The following is a 14,953-nucleotide window of genomic DNA, read 5'->3' on the forward strand; positions in this document are numbered from 1 at the left end:
TCCTTAAGCCTGCGGCTGTGTGGTGGCGGTAGCGTTAACATCCACGCTCTGATGCGCGCCTGCACGGGCAAACAGAATGATGATGCCGGAGATGAAGCACGGCACGGCACCGAACCACAGCGCAGCATCTTGCCAATGACCGCCGCTGCTCAGCACGCTGGTGGTGCCCACGCCGGCGATAATGGCGCCAACCGGGCCCATTGCGCCGATCAATGCCCCGGCGGTCGCGCGGATCGCAGTCGGGAAGCTTTCGCTGATGAAGAACAGGGCAGCGGCGTACGGGCCGATCAGGAAGAACAAACCGATGCTGTACAGGGCAACGATGGTGGCGAAGTTGTCCGGGCAGAACAGCATGCCAGCAAACGCCACGCCACCAAGCATCCAGCCCACCGCGATGGTATTGCGACGGCCAATGCGATCGCCTAGCCAGCCGTGTACCAGATAACCGCAGTAGCCGACGAGGTTCGACAGGATCAAAATCAGCAGCGAGTTATTAAAGGAAACATCGTGAGTTTTGGTGATCACCGTGGTGCCAAGCACGCTGAAAATCTGAATCGCAAACCAGTTAATCAACACCGCTGCGCCGAGTACCAAAGTAGCGCGCAGTGACGGGCCACGGAAAGCAGCCGCCAAACCGGCGCGATGCTGTTCTTCGTAAGGCACCTGATAATCTGCGGCGACCTGGCGAGCATCTTTATCGTTACCCGCCGCGCGCAGTTGCTGGATCTTTTTCTGTACTTCGAACTGTGGCGTCTCTTTTAACTTCAAGGCCAATAGCGCGATCACCAGCGAGGGCAGAGCGGCAAAAATAAAGCTGCCTTGCCAACCGATGATCGGCATCAAGATGGCGGTTAATGCCGAAGCCACCAACGCGCCAACCGGCCAGCCGCCTTGCACCAGGCTATAGACAAAGCCTTTGCGCTTGTTGAGTTTGGGGTCATCAATCGCGGTGTACAACTCGGATAAATAGGTGGCGTTGACGGTCTGTTCGGCGTAACCCAAGCCCGCTACCGAACGAATCGCAGTCAGCGCGCCTTTGCCCCAGGAACCGCCCACTGCGGTGAGCAGAGAACACAGCGCCGCGCCTCCCACGGTGAAGACAATGCCCATGCGGCGTCCGAGGCGATCCACTAATGGCCCAATCGCCAGCGCGATCACCGCGCCGCCGACCGCCACCCAGGTGGCGATTTCAGCTTGCTCAACCTCGCTCCAGCCAAAATGGCCGCCAATTTCCGGCAGCAAAGTACCGAAAAGAATGAAATCGTATACGGCAAAAACCCAGGCGAAAAAAGCAATCCAGGTGGCAAATTTCACATCCCTGATGGTCAACTGCTGCGGCTGCCAGCCATTTACGGAGATTTTCTTAAAGATGCTCATAGCGCTATCACTCTGTCAGGGGTTAAAAAACGGTTAATGGGCGCAGTGCAATACGCCCTTAAGCGCAGGCTTAGCGCGGTTGGCGCGCTTTAAAGTCATCGGCGATTTCATCGAAAGTCACGAAACGCACGCCTTCGTGGCTGCGGATGTACTGGATCAAACGCTCCAGCATCAGCAACACTTGCGGACGACCAGACACATCTGGGTGAATCGTCATGGTGAACACCGCGTAATCGTTCTCGCGATAGACCCAATCGAACTGGTCGCGCCACATCTCTTCCAGGTGGCGCGGATTGACGAAGCCGTGGCTGTTTGGCGACTTTTTGATGAACATCATGGGCGGCAGATCGTCGAGATACCAGTTGGCCGGGATCTCAACCAAATCCGTTTCTTCGCCACGCTCCAGCGGTTTCATCCAGCTATCCGGATGTTGGCTGTAATCGATCTTGGTCCAGCTGTCGCCGACGCGAACGTAATAAGGATGGAAATCGTTGTGCATTAGGCTGTGGTCATACTTGATGCCTTTTTTCAGCAGCAATTCATTGGTGACATTGCTGAATTCCCACCACGGCGCGACGTAACCAGTTGGACGTTTGCCCGCCAGTTGTGTGACCAGTTCGATACTGCGATCCAGCACCGCTTCTTCTTGTGCTGGCGTCATGGCAATCGGGTTTTCATGGCTGTAACCGTGAATACCAATTTCATGCCCGGCATCAACCACCGCTTTCATCTGCTCAGGGAAGGTTTCGATCGAGTGACCGGGAATAAACCACGTGGTGCGCAGATTGTGTTCGGCAAACATTTTCAGTAAACGCGGCGCACCCACTTCACCGGCAAACAGCCCGCGAGAGATATCATCCGGCGAATCTTCACCGCCGTATGAACCTAACCAGCCGGCGACGGCATCAACGTCTACGCCAAATGCGCAAAGGATTTCTTTGGCCATTTTTGAGTTCCTTCAGGGTTGTGTTGCAGAAAATTCAGCGCGAGCGATATTGCCCGGCGCGAGTACATCGGCTGCCGTTTGGGCTGCACGTAACAATCGGCGGTCTTCACCGCGGGGTAACGAGAAAAGCAGGCTGGTGAACAAGCCGTTATCTGCCACGCCGCTCGGCAACGCCACGCCGGGCATATCCAGCAAACTGCCGGGCATGGTCAGGCGCAGCGTGGCGGCATTGGTGGCGGCAAACGCTTTGGCGTCAGCCGTCAATGGGGCATACAACGGCGCGGTGTGATTGACGGTGGGCGTGATCAACACCGCGCCATCGAGTTCGTTTTGCAGCGCTTGCTGCCAATTCGCGCGCTGGCGCAGAAAATCGCTGAGCAGCGTTGGATTTAGCTGCCCGGAAGCCAATAAACGACTGCGAATAAAAGGATCCATTTTTTCGGCTTGCGGCGAATTCAGCAGTGCGGCATGCAATTGATAGGCTTCAATCGCGCCGGGCCAACCGTGGGTGGCAATCCACTGCAACGCCTGATGGAAGGCTGAAATCTGGCGGAATTCTACCGCGTAACCGGCGGCCGTCAGCAGCGCCAAACAGTGATAACCGTTGGCGCGTACCGCGGAATCGGCGTGATCGAGCAGGATGGGATCGGCGACAAAACGTGGCTTGGCAGCCAGTTCGTGCGTAGTGCCACACAGAATCTCATCCAGCGCACGGGCGTCACGCACGCTGCGACACAACGGCCCGAGCGTATCCAGTGAAGCCGCCAGCGGGAACACACCGAGATCGTTATAGCGTTGACGGCTGGCGCGATAACCGGTGATGCCATTGAATGCCGCGGGAATGCGAATCGATCCGGCGGTATCGGTGCCCATCGCAAAACAGGCCAAACCGGCTGCCACCGCGCGCGCCGAGCCGCTCGACGATCCGCCCGGCACATGCTGTGTGGCGTGATTCGAATCCAGCAATGGCGTACCAAACGCTGGATTGATGCCCAAACCGGAAAAGGCAAATTCGCTGAGATTGGTTTTGCCGATTGTGACCATGCCCGCTTGGGTGAGTTGGGCCACCAGTGCGGCATCTTGTTGTTCGAGCATCACATTATTGCGCGTAGCGGAACCCGCTGTGGTGCGGGTTGCAGCGAGGTTAAACAGATCTTTCCACGCCAGCGGAATGCCATCTAATGCACTTAAGGGCGCGCCTTGTTGCCAGCGCGACGTGGCGGCGGCCGCTTCCGCTCGGGCGCGTTGTGGCGTCAACGTAATAAAGATACTGCTGCTTTGCTCAGCGGCACTCAGGCAAGCATCAACAAATGCAGATGGCGTGATCTTCCCCTGCGCGTACAGAGCGGCAATCGCACAGGCATCAAGCTGACCTTGTTGGAACTGTTGGCGGACAATCTCAGCGTTCATACTCACCTTAAATGTACATTTAAAAACAAAATCCATTTAAACATAGCAAGTACGATGCCAAACCAGAGAGATCAAAGTGACTAAATTGTGATCTTTGTGTATTAAATTTGATAAATAAGCGCTATTTCAAGAGGTTAAATAGAAGGTTTTAGTGATGAATTGCGATCGCCTTGAAATTGTGGATATTTCTACAAGATGGATATTTAAATTAATGATCCGTTATTGTGCAGTCTGCACTACAACAGTGCTGCTGCATGAAGCGGGTTTGTCCGAGGGAAGATGTGATAATGTATCGCGACAAAAACAGGACCGATGAAATGAGTATGCCGACAAACAGTGCACGCGCGCCCAAGGATGAAACGGGATCTGCGCGATATGAAGCCATTCGCCAGGTTTTACATAACATTCTGGTTCAACAGCGAATTCCGCAGGGTTTAGTCCTGCTGGAAGGGCCGTTAGCGCAGCTGTTTGGCACCAGCCGGGTACCGGTGCGTCGCGCGTTAAGTTTGTTGCACGAAGAAGGGCTGATCGCACGCTTCGAGGGGCGTGGCTTCATCGTGGCGCAGGATGCAGACGAAGTTGAACCGCTGCGCGTAGCGTTGACTCGTGAACTGTTTGGGCTGGATGAGCAACAAGAGTTGGTCGATACCCGCAGCAGCGGCGAGAAGGTGCTGGAGAATCTGCAAATCGTTCTGTCTACCGCGATGGTGTTTGGTTGTTATCAGGTTGATGAGCAGAAAGCGGCGCAGCATTACAACATCAGCCGTTCGGTGATCCGTGAGAGTTTGATGCGGCTACGCGATAAAGGTCTGGTAGAGAAAGAGCCGTATTCGCAATGGTTAACCGGCCCGCTGACGGCGCGCGAAATCGCTGACCATTTTGAAATACGCGCCAGCCTTGAACCCACCGCGTTGCGCAAAGCCGGACAACATTTGTCGGTAGAGTGGCTCACCGCTTCGTTAGAGAAAGCGCAAAAATACAAAGGCAAACAGCTTACCGCGACAGAATTGGAGTGGTTGGAAGAAGATCTGCACGTGCGCTGCCTCGAACCGGCGGGCAATAAGTTGATGATGCAAATCCTGCGGCAGAATCAATCACCGTTTATCGTGACGCGCATCTTTTATGATCTACTGGCGATTCCTGTGGAAACCGCGATGCTGGAAGAGCATTGCCTGGTGTATGAAATGTTGCTGAAGGGCAATTGGGAACTGGCCGCGGCTTGTTTACGCGATCATCTGGAACGTGCGCAAGTACGCACCCTGCAACGGCTTAAAGTGTTGTCAGTGTTGCCTGTGCCAAGTTTGCCGGAATTTATGGAAGCGCGTTAAGTTTAGGGGTATGAGCAGAAGTTATAGAAGCTGAAATAGCATTGCTGCGCGGATGAATAAAATTTTTTTAATTTAATTATAAGAAATAAATATAAGAAAGATCACTTCACAACAATTATGAAGTGATCCTCAATCGCACATCAATCAATTGAAAGCTGATGAATGGCTAATGCAGCGCGAGCGGCTTCTTTGCCTTTCTTAATAAAGTGTTCGGTATAGAAGTTTTCAATCACATCAACCGGCTGGAAATTATGCGGGGTTAATGACACGGAAAATACCGGCACATTGGTGCTCAGCTGCACATTCATTAGGCCATCAACTACCGCTGCGGCAACGAAATCATGGCGATAGATACCGCCGTCAACCACCAGCGCGGCGCAGACAATCGCATCGTATTTGCCGGTTTCTGCCAAACGTTTTGCTAATAATGGCATTTCAAATGCGCCCGGTACTTCCAGCACTTTTAATTCTGCTTGCACAGATTGATCGGCTAATTCTTTTTCAAAGCCCACCAAAGCATTGTGGACGATTTCTTTGTGCCAGCCGGCTTTAATAAATGCAATTCTAATCTTGTTCATAATTATTCCGACATCACCTGTAATTTGTTTCGCGCCAATAAGAAAGAGAGAATATCCAGACTCTCAGCAATAATGTGTTTATATATCATATGTTACGGTTGTGATCCACCGGCGGCGCGTAGCGATAAATGCCGTTTATGTAGGGTCATCATTTAGGGTGACCGCGATTAACACCAATCCCATGCTAATGCTGCGGTTATTCCACGCTTGACGGCAGCCAGCCGCTGCAATACAAATAGACGCGTCGGGGGAGTCTCGCCAAAGAGACTGAGAGGCTAATAGCGCACAGCGCGGTTTAGCGACCCTTTGAACCTGACCCAGTTGATACTGGCGTAGGAAGACTGACAGTCTTTGGTTTGGGCTGTCTGGCGCAAAGGTTACCTCTCTCGCGCCATTTCCCTTCTTCGGTATCTGCGGGTCTCAGCTAACACTGAGAGGCCGATGTGAATTCCCCATTTTGCAACAACCTGGAAGCTGCGCTGTGAGCCGCTGGAGCGTGCTCGGCTGCGGCGTGGCCGGTTTGTGCGTTGCCACTCTGCTGGCAGAACGCGGTGAAGACGTTGAGGTAATCGACGATGAATCGCGCCGCCCGGCATCGTGGTTTGCTGGCGGTATGCTCGCGCCATGGTGCGAAGCGGAAAGCGCGCCGCGCGAAGTGATTTCCCTTGGACAACATTCTGCGGCGTGGTGGCAACAGCGCGTCAGTGGCGTCGAACATCACGGCACGCTGGTGGTTGCGCCGCCGCGCGATAGCCAGGAACTCAATCGCTTTGCGCGCATGACCGAGCAGCACCAATGGGTTAATCCCGGCGAGATTGAACCGGCGCTGGAAGGGCGTTTTGCGCGCGGTTTGTTCTTCGCTGAGGAAGCGCATCTCGATCCGCGTCGCGCGCTGTCGGAAATGCGCGAGCAGTTGATGCAGCGCGGCGTGCGATTCAAAACACAACATCCTCAAGGCCAGATTATCGATTGCCGTGGCATTCACGCCGCGCCTGAATTGCCGCGCCTGCGTGCAGTACGCGGTGAGATGGTGATCTTGCACAGCGACGAGGTGCAGTTTTCCCGTCCGATTCGCCTGCTGCATCCGCGTTTCCCGTGCTATTTAGTGCCGCGCCGCGACGGCCATTTCATGCTCGGCGCCACCATGATCGAGAGCGACGATGCCAGCGCTATCAGCGCGCGCGCCATGATGGAGTTGCTCAGCGCGGCCTATGCCATTCATCCGGCACTTGCCGAAGCGCGCATTGTGGAAAGCGGCAGCGGGCTGCGTCCAGCCTATCCGGCGAATCTGCCGGAAATCCATTATCAAAACGACACCTATTATCTTAACGGCATGTATCGTCACGGTTTTCTGTTGGCTCCAATGCTGGCAGAACAACTGATGCAGCGCCTTTTCGCGGAGCAATCTCATGAATATTCAGCTTAATGGTCGGGTGATCAGCACCCAAGCTAGCAATCTCAGTGAATTGCTGATCGAACAGCAAATTGATGTCGCCTGCGTCGCCACCGCCTTCAATGGCGCGTTTGTGCCGAAAAGCCAGTATGACGCGCAGCTGCTCGACGAAGGCTGTCAGCTGGAAGTGCTGTCACCGATGCAAGGAGGTTGAGCGATGTTTTACGATTTTGCTGGTCAATCTCGCTTCCTGTTGGGCACCGCGGGCTATCCTTCGCCAGCGATTTTGCAGCAGGCAATTGCCGCGTCAGGCACCGAAATCATCACCGTGAGTTTGCGACGCGAAGGCACAGCGGGCGCGGCATTTCGCGAATTGCTCACTGGGCTGAATCTGCGCGTGCTGCCCAATACCGCCGGTTGCCACACGGTGAAAGAAGCGGTCACCACTGCGCATATGGCGCGTGAATTGTTCAACACCGCGTGGATCAAACTGGAAGTGATCGGTCATGCCGACACGTTGCAACCTGATCCCTTTGCGTTAGTGGAAGCCGCGCGCATCCTGTGCGATGACGGTTTTCAGGTGTTTCCCTACACCACCGAAGATCTGATCGTCGGTGAAAAATTGCTGGCAGCAGGCTGCGAGTTGTTAATGCCGTGGGGCGCGCCGATCGGATCGGGTCAAGGCTTACGCAATATTGAAGGCCTGCGTGCGATGCGTGCGTGGTTCAGCGACATCCCGTTGATCATCGATGCGGGCATTGGCGCGCCATCTCAGGCGGCGCAAGCGATGGAGATGGGCTTCGACGGCATCTTGCTGAATACCGCCGTAGCGAAAGCGGGCGATCCGGTGGTGATGGCTAACGCTTTTCGCCAGGCGATTGAAGCCGGACACGCCGCATCCCGCGCCGGATTGATGGAAAAACGCGACATGGCTGCCGCTTCCACGCCGATTTTTGGCCTGGCCAACTTAAGCTGAGAGGCGGAGATATGGAACGTTATCAGCGCCAAATGATGTTGCCGGAAATCGGTGACGCCGGGCAGCGCAAACTCTGCAACGCGCGGGTGCTGGTGGTGGGTGCGGGCGGGTTAGGTGCGACTTTGTTGCCACAATTGGTCGGCGCTGGCGTCGGCTATATCCGTTTGTATGATGACGATCAGGTGGCGTTGCACAATCTGCATCGGCAAACGCTGTTCACCATGCAGGATATCGATCAGCCCAAAGCCAGCAGCGCGCAGCAAGCATTGCAGCAGCGTAATCCTGAAGTGCAGATCGACGCCGTGCAGCAACCGCTGAGCGCCAGCAATACGCTAACCGCGCTGGCCGATTGCGATTTGGTCATCGATGCCGCCGATAACTTTGCCGTGACCTATCAACTTTCTGATGCCTGTTGGCCCGCAGGCATTCCCTTAATCAGCGCGTCGGTGTTGGCAAGGCAAGGTTATGTCGGCGGATTTTGCGGCACAGCGCCGAGCTATCGCGCGCTGTTTCCAACCTTGCCGCGCTCGGCGGCTAACTGTAACACCGCAGGCGTGATGGGCCCGGCGGTCGCCACATTGGGTGCGATGCAGGCGCAGATGGCGCTCAGCGTGCTACTGGATTTGCAACCATCGCCGCTCGGCTGCGTGGTCAACTGCGACTTCGTTAACTGGCACTTCCGCCAGTTCCGTTTTGATGGTGCGGAGGAACCGGCCAACAGCGTGCCGTTTATTGATCGCACTTTATTGCGTGGCGACGATTGCATTGTGGAGCTGCGCAGCCATGAAGAAGCGCCGACCAGCGTGGCGCCGCAGGTGCAGCGCATCCTGCCGCCCGCCATTGCCACGTGGCAGCCGCCGCACGATCAACGCATCGTGCTGGTGTGCGCCAGCGGCATACGCGCCGCGCAGGCAGCGACAGAACTGGCTCAGCGTGGATGTAAGCGCTTAGCGATTTTGGCAGCAAATCGTCCATGAGCCAGGATATCGTTTTCGACCACGTCGGTTTTAGCTGGGATGACAAACCGTTGTGCCAGCAGCTTAATCTGCATCTGCGCGGCGGTAAAACCACCGTAATGCTGGGGCGCAGCGGCATCGGCAAAAGTACCTTATTGCGTCTTGTGGCAGGATTGCTCACGCCACAGCAAGGAGAAGTGCAGGGCGTTTCAGGCCAGGTTGCGTGGATGGGGCAGCAAGATCTGCTTTATCCGTGGCTGACGGTGCTGGAGAATGTGATGCTATCGGCGCGACTCAGCGGTGAGAAGCCAGATCGACAACGCGCCTTGGCGCTGCTCGAGCAGGTAAAACTAGGCGACGTGGCGCATGCGCCGCCCAATCATCTTTCCGGTGGCATGCGACAGCGTGTGGCTTTGGCGCGCACGTTGTATGCACAACGTGACGTAGTGCTGATGGATGAGCCGTTTGCCACGCTGGATGTGATGACCAAACTCAGCCTGCAAACGCTGACCGCCAGCTTGTTAAAAGGCAAAACCGTGTTGCTAGTGACGCACGATCCGCTGGAAGCCTGCCGCATGGCCGATGACATCTTGCTGCTGGATGGGCAACCCTTAACCATTGAAAACTGGCCGATTCCCGGCGGTGATGTGCCACGCAAACTCGACGATCCCGGCCTATTACTGGCGCAGGGCCAACTCTTTTCCCGACTGAATCAACATGAAAAACCTGTTTAGCGCGATCTATTTGATCGTGGTGCTGCTGTGCGCATGGCTATTGGCGCGCCACAGCGGCGTACCCACTTTTCTGCTGCCTGAGCCGCAGGCGGTGCTGGACGCGCTGTGGCAACATCGCCAACTGTTGTGGCATCACGCGCTGTTTACCCTGGCGGAAATCGTGTTGGCGCTGTTGGTCGGCGTTGGCGCGGGCGTCACGCTGGCGGTGACGATGGCGGCCAGCCCGTTAATGCGCCGCATGCTGTTTCCGCTGGTGACGGCCAGCCAGGCTATTCCGGTGTTTGCGCTGGCGCCGTTGCTGGTTCTGTGGCTCGGCTTTGGTATCGCTTCGAAAGTGGTGGTGGCGGCATTGATCCTGTTCTTTCCGTTATGTCTGTCGTTGTTTGATGGGCTCTGCCGCACGCCCAGCGGCTGGCTGGAACTGGCGCAAACCACCACGCAATCACGTTGGCGTATTTTCTGGCAAGTGCGCTGGCCCGCAGCCTTGCCACAGTTCTTCTCTGGCTTACAAATGGCGGTGGTGCTCGCGCCGATTGGCGTGGTGATTGGCGAATGGGTAGGCGCCAGCGAAGGACTGGGCTATCTGATGATGCAATCCAACGCCCGGCTGGAAACCGCCACCAGTTTTGCCGCGCTATTGCTGTTACTGATTTTGGCGCTGCTGCTGTCTGGCAGCGTGGCGCTGATCCGCAAGAAAACCCTCTGGCAATCACAATAAGGACACACCTTGAACACCTTACGTACTGCAATTACCGCATTGCTCCTGCTGGTTACTGCCAGCGCACACGCTGAAGAAAAAGTTCGCCTGCTGCTTGATTGGTTTATCAACCCGAACCACGCAGCGATTTTTGCGGCGCAATACAGCGGCGCGTTTAAAAAACAGGGGCTGGATGTCGAGATGATCGCACCTGCCGATTCCGCTTCCGTACCGCTGTTATTGGCGGCGGGGAAGGCCGACCTAGCGATCAGCTATCAGCCGCAGTTGTACACGCTGGTGGAGAAAGATGTGCCGGTGATCCGCGTGGGCACGCTGATCAATCAGCCGCTTAACACCTTGACCACAGTTTCCAGCGATATCCACTCATTGAAAGATTTTGCCGGTAAAACGCTGGGATATGCGGTGCCGGGCACCGAAGATGTGGCGATCCGCAACATGCTGAAATCGCAGGGTGTCGATGCGGACTCGGTGAAGCTGATTAACCTGAATATGGACGGCGTTTCCGCGCTGCTGACGCACAAAATTGATGGTGCGATGACGGTGTTTCGTAATTACGAATTACTGGATTTAAAGGATAAAGGCGCGAGCCCAACGGTATTCAAACCGGAAGATTTCGGTGTGCCCGCTTATGACGAATTGATCATTCTGGCCAACCAGAAAAGTGCCGCAACCGACAAACGTATTCCGGCGTTTTTGCGCGGTTTAGATGCGGGCGTTGCGTGGCTTCGTGCGCATCCGCAACAGGCATGGCAGGCATTTATTAAACAGTATCCAGAACTGAATACGCCATTAAATCACCAAGCCTGGCAAGCGACATTGCCGTATTTCGCCACGCATAGCGCTGAATTTGATCAAGCGCGTTATCAGGCGTTTGGTGAATATATGAAAGCGAATGGGGTGATTAAAAATATTGCGCCAATGAGTCGTTATACATTGTAATGTGATCTCATCAACATCTCTCTTTAATGTTATTCCCCTCGGTGTCTCATCGAGGGGGATAACACAACTCAATACTTATTAATCCCTTGTCACGCACCCTGGCTTTGCCCCGCTTTTTCATTACCTAAGAATTCATTGAGAAGTTTCTTATAATTTTTCGCGCTGTTTTAAGGTGGCATTCTCTTTTAAGTAATCTTATTATTTTTTTTGCGATCGCAGGATGCAAATTCATTCATAAATAAAATGGACGAAAAATGAATAATCACAGCGAAAAAACACCTCTGGCTCGCAAGGCTGTGGGTTGGGCGACAATATGTTTTCAATTTGCCCTGCCTGTAATCACACCTTTTTCCGCGCATGCTAACCAAAATGAAAAATATGTTCATTATACAAATGGTGATGAACGATATGATCAACAGTTTGCAGAAGTCGCTTCGCGTACCGGAAGTTTTTTCGCTGATAATCCTGATGCTGATGCAGCAAATACGATGATGCGGAGCTATGCTGCCAGTGAAGGCGGTACGCAGGCACAGCAATGGCTAAGCCAATTTGGCACAGCACGTGTGCAACTCGAAGTTGATGAAAAATTCTCACTTAAAAATTCACAGTTCGATCTTCTGGTTCCGTTTTATGACAGTCAGGAAAAGATCATATTCTCACAAGGCAGTCTGCACCGAACCGATGATCGCACGCAATCTAACCTTGGGTTGGGTTACCGTCAGTTCGATAATAACTGGATGTTTGGGCTGAATAGTTTTATTGATTACGATATTTCCAGACAACATACGCGAATTGGGTTTGGCGCGGAATATTGGCAGGATTTTTTCAAGTTCGGTCTAAATAGTTATCATCGTCTAACCAGCTGGAGAGATTCCCCAGATTTAGAGGATTATCAGGAACGCCCAGCTAATGGCTGGGATGTACGTGCTGAGGGCTGGTTGCCAGCCTACCCGCAGCTTGGCGGTAAATTGCTTTATGAGCAATATTATGGCGATGAAGTAGCGTTATTCGGCCGCAATAATCGTCAACAAGACCCACGCGCTATTACTGCAGGAATTAGCTATACACCTATTCCGTTATTCACCCTTAGCGCAGAACAGCGCCAGGGACAGAGCGGTATTCATGATACGCGCTTTGGTTTGGAAATGAATTATCAGTTGGGCCTGCCATGGCAATATCAATTTAATACCGATAATGTGGCGGCTATGCGTAGTCTGGCGGGAAGCCGTTATGACTTAGTCACGCGTAATAACAACATTGTGCTGGATTATCGCAAGAAGGAGGTGATCTCCCTCAGTGTTATGAAAAACTTGCAAGGCGTTAGCGGTGAACAAAAACCACTGAATGTGCAGGTTAGCAGCAAACACGGGTTGAATCGCATCGACTGGACAGCAGCAGAAATGACGGCAGCAGGAGGCAAGATTTTGTCCGATGGTTCCAGTCACAGTGTTGTCTTCCCGAGCTGGCGATCAGGCGCGGATGCCGTGAATCGCTATACCTTGCATGGGGTGGCAGTGGACAGCAAAGGCAACCGTTCAGCGCGCAGCGAAACCATTATCGAAGTTAATCCTGCCGCAATGAACGTCCAAAACAGCAGCTTAACGCCAATTGATGGTGCGCTGCCTGCTGATGGTCAAAGCCAATTGGTGATGACGTTAAATGTACGAGATGAACATCAACAGCCCATCGACATAGCTATAGCTGAAGTTTCAGTCGCTCTAAAAGCGACGCGACAGGCACAGAGTGCCACCTTATCAGCTCCTATACGCAAGGCGGCTGGTGTGTTTGAAGTGTCATTAACTTCAGGTTTGCAGGAAGAAGCGTTAATTATCACGCCGAAGGTGCAAGGTATTGCCTTAGCCGAGGTTACGGTAAACGTGCTTAAAGGCTTGCCTGATAGCAACGCGTCTTCGATGGCAATTTCCACAGAGCAGGGCGATACATCAATTCTTTCGTTTAGAGCAAAAGATGCTGATGGAAATCCGATTAGCGGCATCGCCGACAAACTGGATTTTGCAGTGAAAACTCGTAGTGGCTCAGATGCCAGTTCAGCGGTTCGCTTTGGCCCAATTATCGAAACGCGTGCAGGCGGAAATTATCGAACTACGTTAAAAGCCTCCCAGGCTGATGCGTATGAGATCACGCCGCAATATAGTGGCGTGCCGATGAATAATTTGACCACGTCGATCAATTTGGCAGGGAGTTCAGTGCCAAAAATTGATACAGATATCTCTTCATTTGATGCTTCGCCGGTGTATGTTGCTAGCCGTCAAGAGTCTTCGACGCTAAGCCTATATGTCGTAAATGATCAAGGTGAGCCGATGACAGGATTGGCTGATTCCCTGCAATTTGACATCAAAGCCTCTGACGGTTCGATTGCCGGCAGTCGCATAAGTCTTAGTACCATTATCGAACACGGTGCCAGCGGCTTTTATACCGCTACAATAGAGGGGACAAAAGCTGATGGTTACATCGTCACTCCCAAGATTGATGGGCATTTAATTAGCAAACTTGCCACTACTGTACTGGTTCACGACATACCTGATGGTGCGCGCTCAACCTTGATTGGCTCCGTTGATCAGAGTTCACCGACAAATCAAGCACGTGTCGCCCTTGCTTTCACCGCGAGAGATGCTGAGGGGAATTTAGTCAACAACATTACTGAGAAGCTCTCAGTACGCGTTAACGCCCAAAAGGGGTCAGTCGTATCGAAACCTGAGTTTGCTATGCGTTCCACGGACGGCGTTTACAATGCCACTTTTGTTGCGAGTCGAGATGATGTTTACACCTTGACCATGCAATTTGAAGGACGCGATCTGCTTGGCAGCCAACCACTGGTATTGAATTTCAAATCTGAAGTCGCTGAAGTTGATTATCTGGAAGTCAATTCACACAATTTTGCGGTGAACAGTGGTTTCCCGACAACGGCTTATCCTGGCGCATCTTTCAAGGTCCGGCTGAAAGATGCATCGCCGGCGGACTATGACTGGCGTGTGAACGGTGCGGCAGACGCTGTTACTGTTGATGCGGATGGGGTAGTCACCCTTCACAATAGCGGCGCGGCTGGCAAAGATATCACCATCACCGCTACGGCAAGACAGGGAACGGCAACGGCGACATTTAATTTCCGTGTCCGTCAGTGGTTCAGTCCAACAGGAAGGAAGTCTGCTGCTTCTTCATTGCCAATTCTTTGTGACGGTTCAAATAACAATCATCAGCCTGAGCTCAGCGATATGTCACAAGGCACCAATGTGCGAGGTGTCGGTACATTGTGGTCTGAGTGGGGTGATGGCTTGCCTTACTTGATGTGGGCAAAGAATGAACGCAGCGGCTTAAGTTACAACTCTTACATGAACGGACGTAACGGCCTTAAAGGATTCTTTTCAGCAAGCAACCTGATGGATATCGTTTGTACTAGCCAGCATAACTAACCGGGTTGAATGCGACCGCTAAAGGTGAAGCACTTGTCAGTCTTACTTTCATCTTTGCAGTTAGCCAATGTTAGTTGTTCTCGCGAGTATAACTTCCGGCGGCCTCTCTGGCCGCCGTTTCCCTTACACATTCTGTGCGGCGGTTTACCTCGCGATACAGTTCGTCG

General features: G+C 53.4%; 13 protein-coding genes and 1 riboswitch. Of the genes, 9 read left to right on the forward strand and 4 right to left on the reverse strand.

Going from position 1 to position 14,953, the window contains the following annotated elements; translation table 11 throughout:
* Positions 1-3: 3 nt before the first annotated feature.
* The 3 genes from ABDW13_RS03375 to ABDW13_RS03385 all read right to left on the reverse strand — a co-directional run bounded on the left by ABDW13_RS03375 (position 4) and on the right by ABDW13_RS03385 (position 3,733).
* Positions 4-1,377 carry an MFS transporter gene (locus ABDW13_RS03375; protein ID WP_343550997.1) on the reverse strand — a complete coding sequence of 458 codons (1,374 nt, stop codon included), beginning with the start codon at positions 1,375-1,377 and terminating at the stop codon, positions 4-6.
* Positions 1,378-1,447: 70 nt separating this feature from the next.
* Entirely contained in the window at positions 1,448-2,323 is an 876-nt protein-coding gene (locus ABDW13_RS03380) for a polysaccharide deacetylase (protein WP_343550998.1), read from the reverse strand.
* A gap of 12 nt (positions 2,324-2,335) precedes the next feature.
* Positions 2,336-3,733: an amidase family protein gene (locus ABDW13_RS03385; protein ID WP_343550999.1), complete on the reverse strand. Its 1,398-nt coding sequence runs from the start codon at positions 3,731-3,733 to the stop codon at positions 2,336-2,338.
* A gap of 317 nt (positions 3,734-4,050) precedes the next feature.
* On the opposite strand from ABDW13_RS03385, the gene ABDW13_RS03390 reads away from it, so the two are divergent.
* A complete protein-coding gene (locus ABDW13_RS03390) occupies positions 4,051-5,061 on the forward strand; it encodes a GntR family transcriptional regulator (RefSeq protein WP_343551000.1) in 1,011 nt (336 codons plus the stop codon).
* 140 nt (positions 5,062-5,201) lie between these two features.
* On the opposite strand, the gene ABDW13_RS03395 is transcribed toward ABDW13_RS03390, so the two are convergent.
* The gene (locus ABDW13_RS03395; protein WP_343551001.1) at positions 5,202-5,639 is read right to left on the reverse strand and encodes a 6,7-dimethyl-8-ribityllumazine synthase; all 438 of its coding nucleotides are present in this window, start codon (positions 5,637-5,639) and stop codon (positions 5,202-5,204) included.
* A 236-nt stretch (positions 5,640-5,875) separates the two neighbouring features.
* Positions 5,876-5,995: riboswitch (TPP riboswitch) on the forward strand.
* 125 nt (positions 5,996-6,120) lie between these two features.
* Here ABDW13_RS03395 and ABDW13_RS03400 point away from each other — a divergent pair.
* From ABDW13_RS03400 to ABDW13_RS03435, 8 genes are all read left to right on the forward strand, one after another.
* The gene (locus tag ABDW13_RS03400) at positions 6,121-7,065 is read left to right on the forward strand and encodes an FAD-dependent oxidoreductase (protein ID WP_343551002.1); all 945 of its coding nucleotides are present in this window, start codon (positions 6,121-6,123) and stop codon (positions 7,063-7,065) included.
* Positions 7,049-7,246, forward strand: coding sequence for a sulfur carrier protein ThiS (gene thiS, locus ABDW13_RS03405; protein ID WP_343551003.1), 198 nt, complete (start codon positions 7,049-7,051; stop codon positions 7,244-7,246). The genes ABDW13_RS03400 and thiS overlap by 17 nt, the downstream gene beginning before the upstream one ends.
* 3 nt (positions 7,247-7,249) lie before the next feature.
* Complete coding sequence (locus tag ABDW13_RS03410; protein ID WP_343551004.1) at positions 7,250-8,008, forward strand: thiazole synthase; 759 nt, start codon at positions 7,250-7,252, stop codon at positions 8,006-8,008.
* Positions 8,009-8,019: 11 nt separating this feature from the next.
* Positions 8,020-8,985 (forward strand): HesA/MoeB/ThiF family protein, encoded by a 966-nt coding sequence (locus ABDW13_RS03415; protein ID WP_343551005.1) that lies wholly within the window; start codon positions 8,020-8,022, stop codon positions 8,983-8,985.
* The gene (locus ABDW13_RS03420; protein WP_343551006.1) at positions 8,982-9,698 is read left to right on the forward strand and encodes an ABC transporter ATP-binding protein; all 717 of its coding nucleotides are present in this window, start codon (positions 8,982-8,984) and stop codon (positions 9,696-9,698) included. The genes ABDW13_RS03415 and ABDW13_RS03420 overlap by 4 nt, the downstream gene beginning before the upstream one ends.
* Positions 9,682-10,416, forward strand: a complete 735-nt coding sequence (locus ABDW13_RS03425) for an ABC transporter permease (RefSeq protein WP_343551007.1) — start codon at positions 9,682-9,684, stop codon at positions 10,414-10,416. Before ABDW13_RS03420 ends, ABDW13_RS03425 begins: the two co-directional genes overlap by 17 nt.
* Positions 10,417-10,425: 9 nt before the next feature.
* The gene (locus ABDW13_RS03430; protein ID WP_343551008.1) at positions 10,426-11,355 is read left to right on the forward strand and encodes an ABC transporter substrate-binding protein; all 930 of its coding nucleotides are present in this window, start codon (positions 10,426-10,428) and stop codon (positions 11,353-11,355) included.
* 254 nt (positions 11,356-11,609) lie between these two features.
* Positions 11,610-14,786, forward strand: coding sequence for an inverse autotransporter beta domain-containing protein (locus tag ABDW13_RS03435; RefSeq protein WP_343551009.1), 3,177 nt, complete (start codon positions 11,610-11,612; stop codon positions 14,784-14,786).
* Positions 14,787-14,953: the final 167 nt, after the last annotated feature.

The organism is Pantoea sp. (genome assembly GCF_039594315.1).
Lineage (GTDB): Bacteria > Pseudomonadota > Gammaproteobacteria > Enterobacterales > Enterobacteriaceae > Pantoea.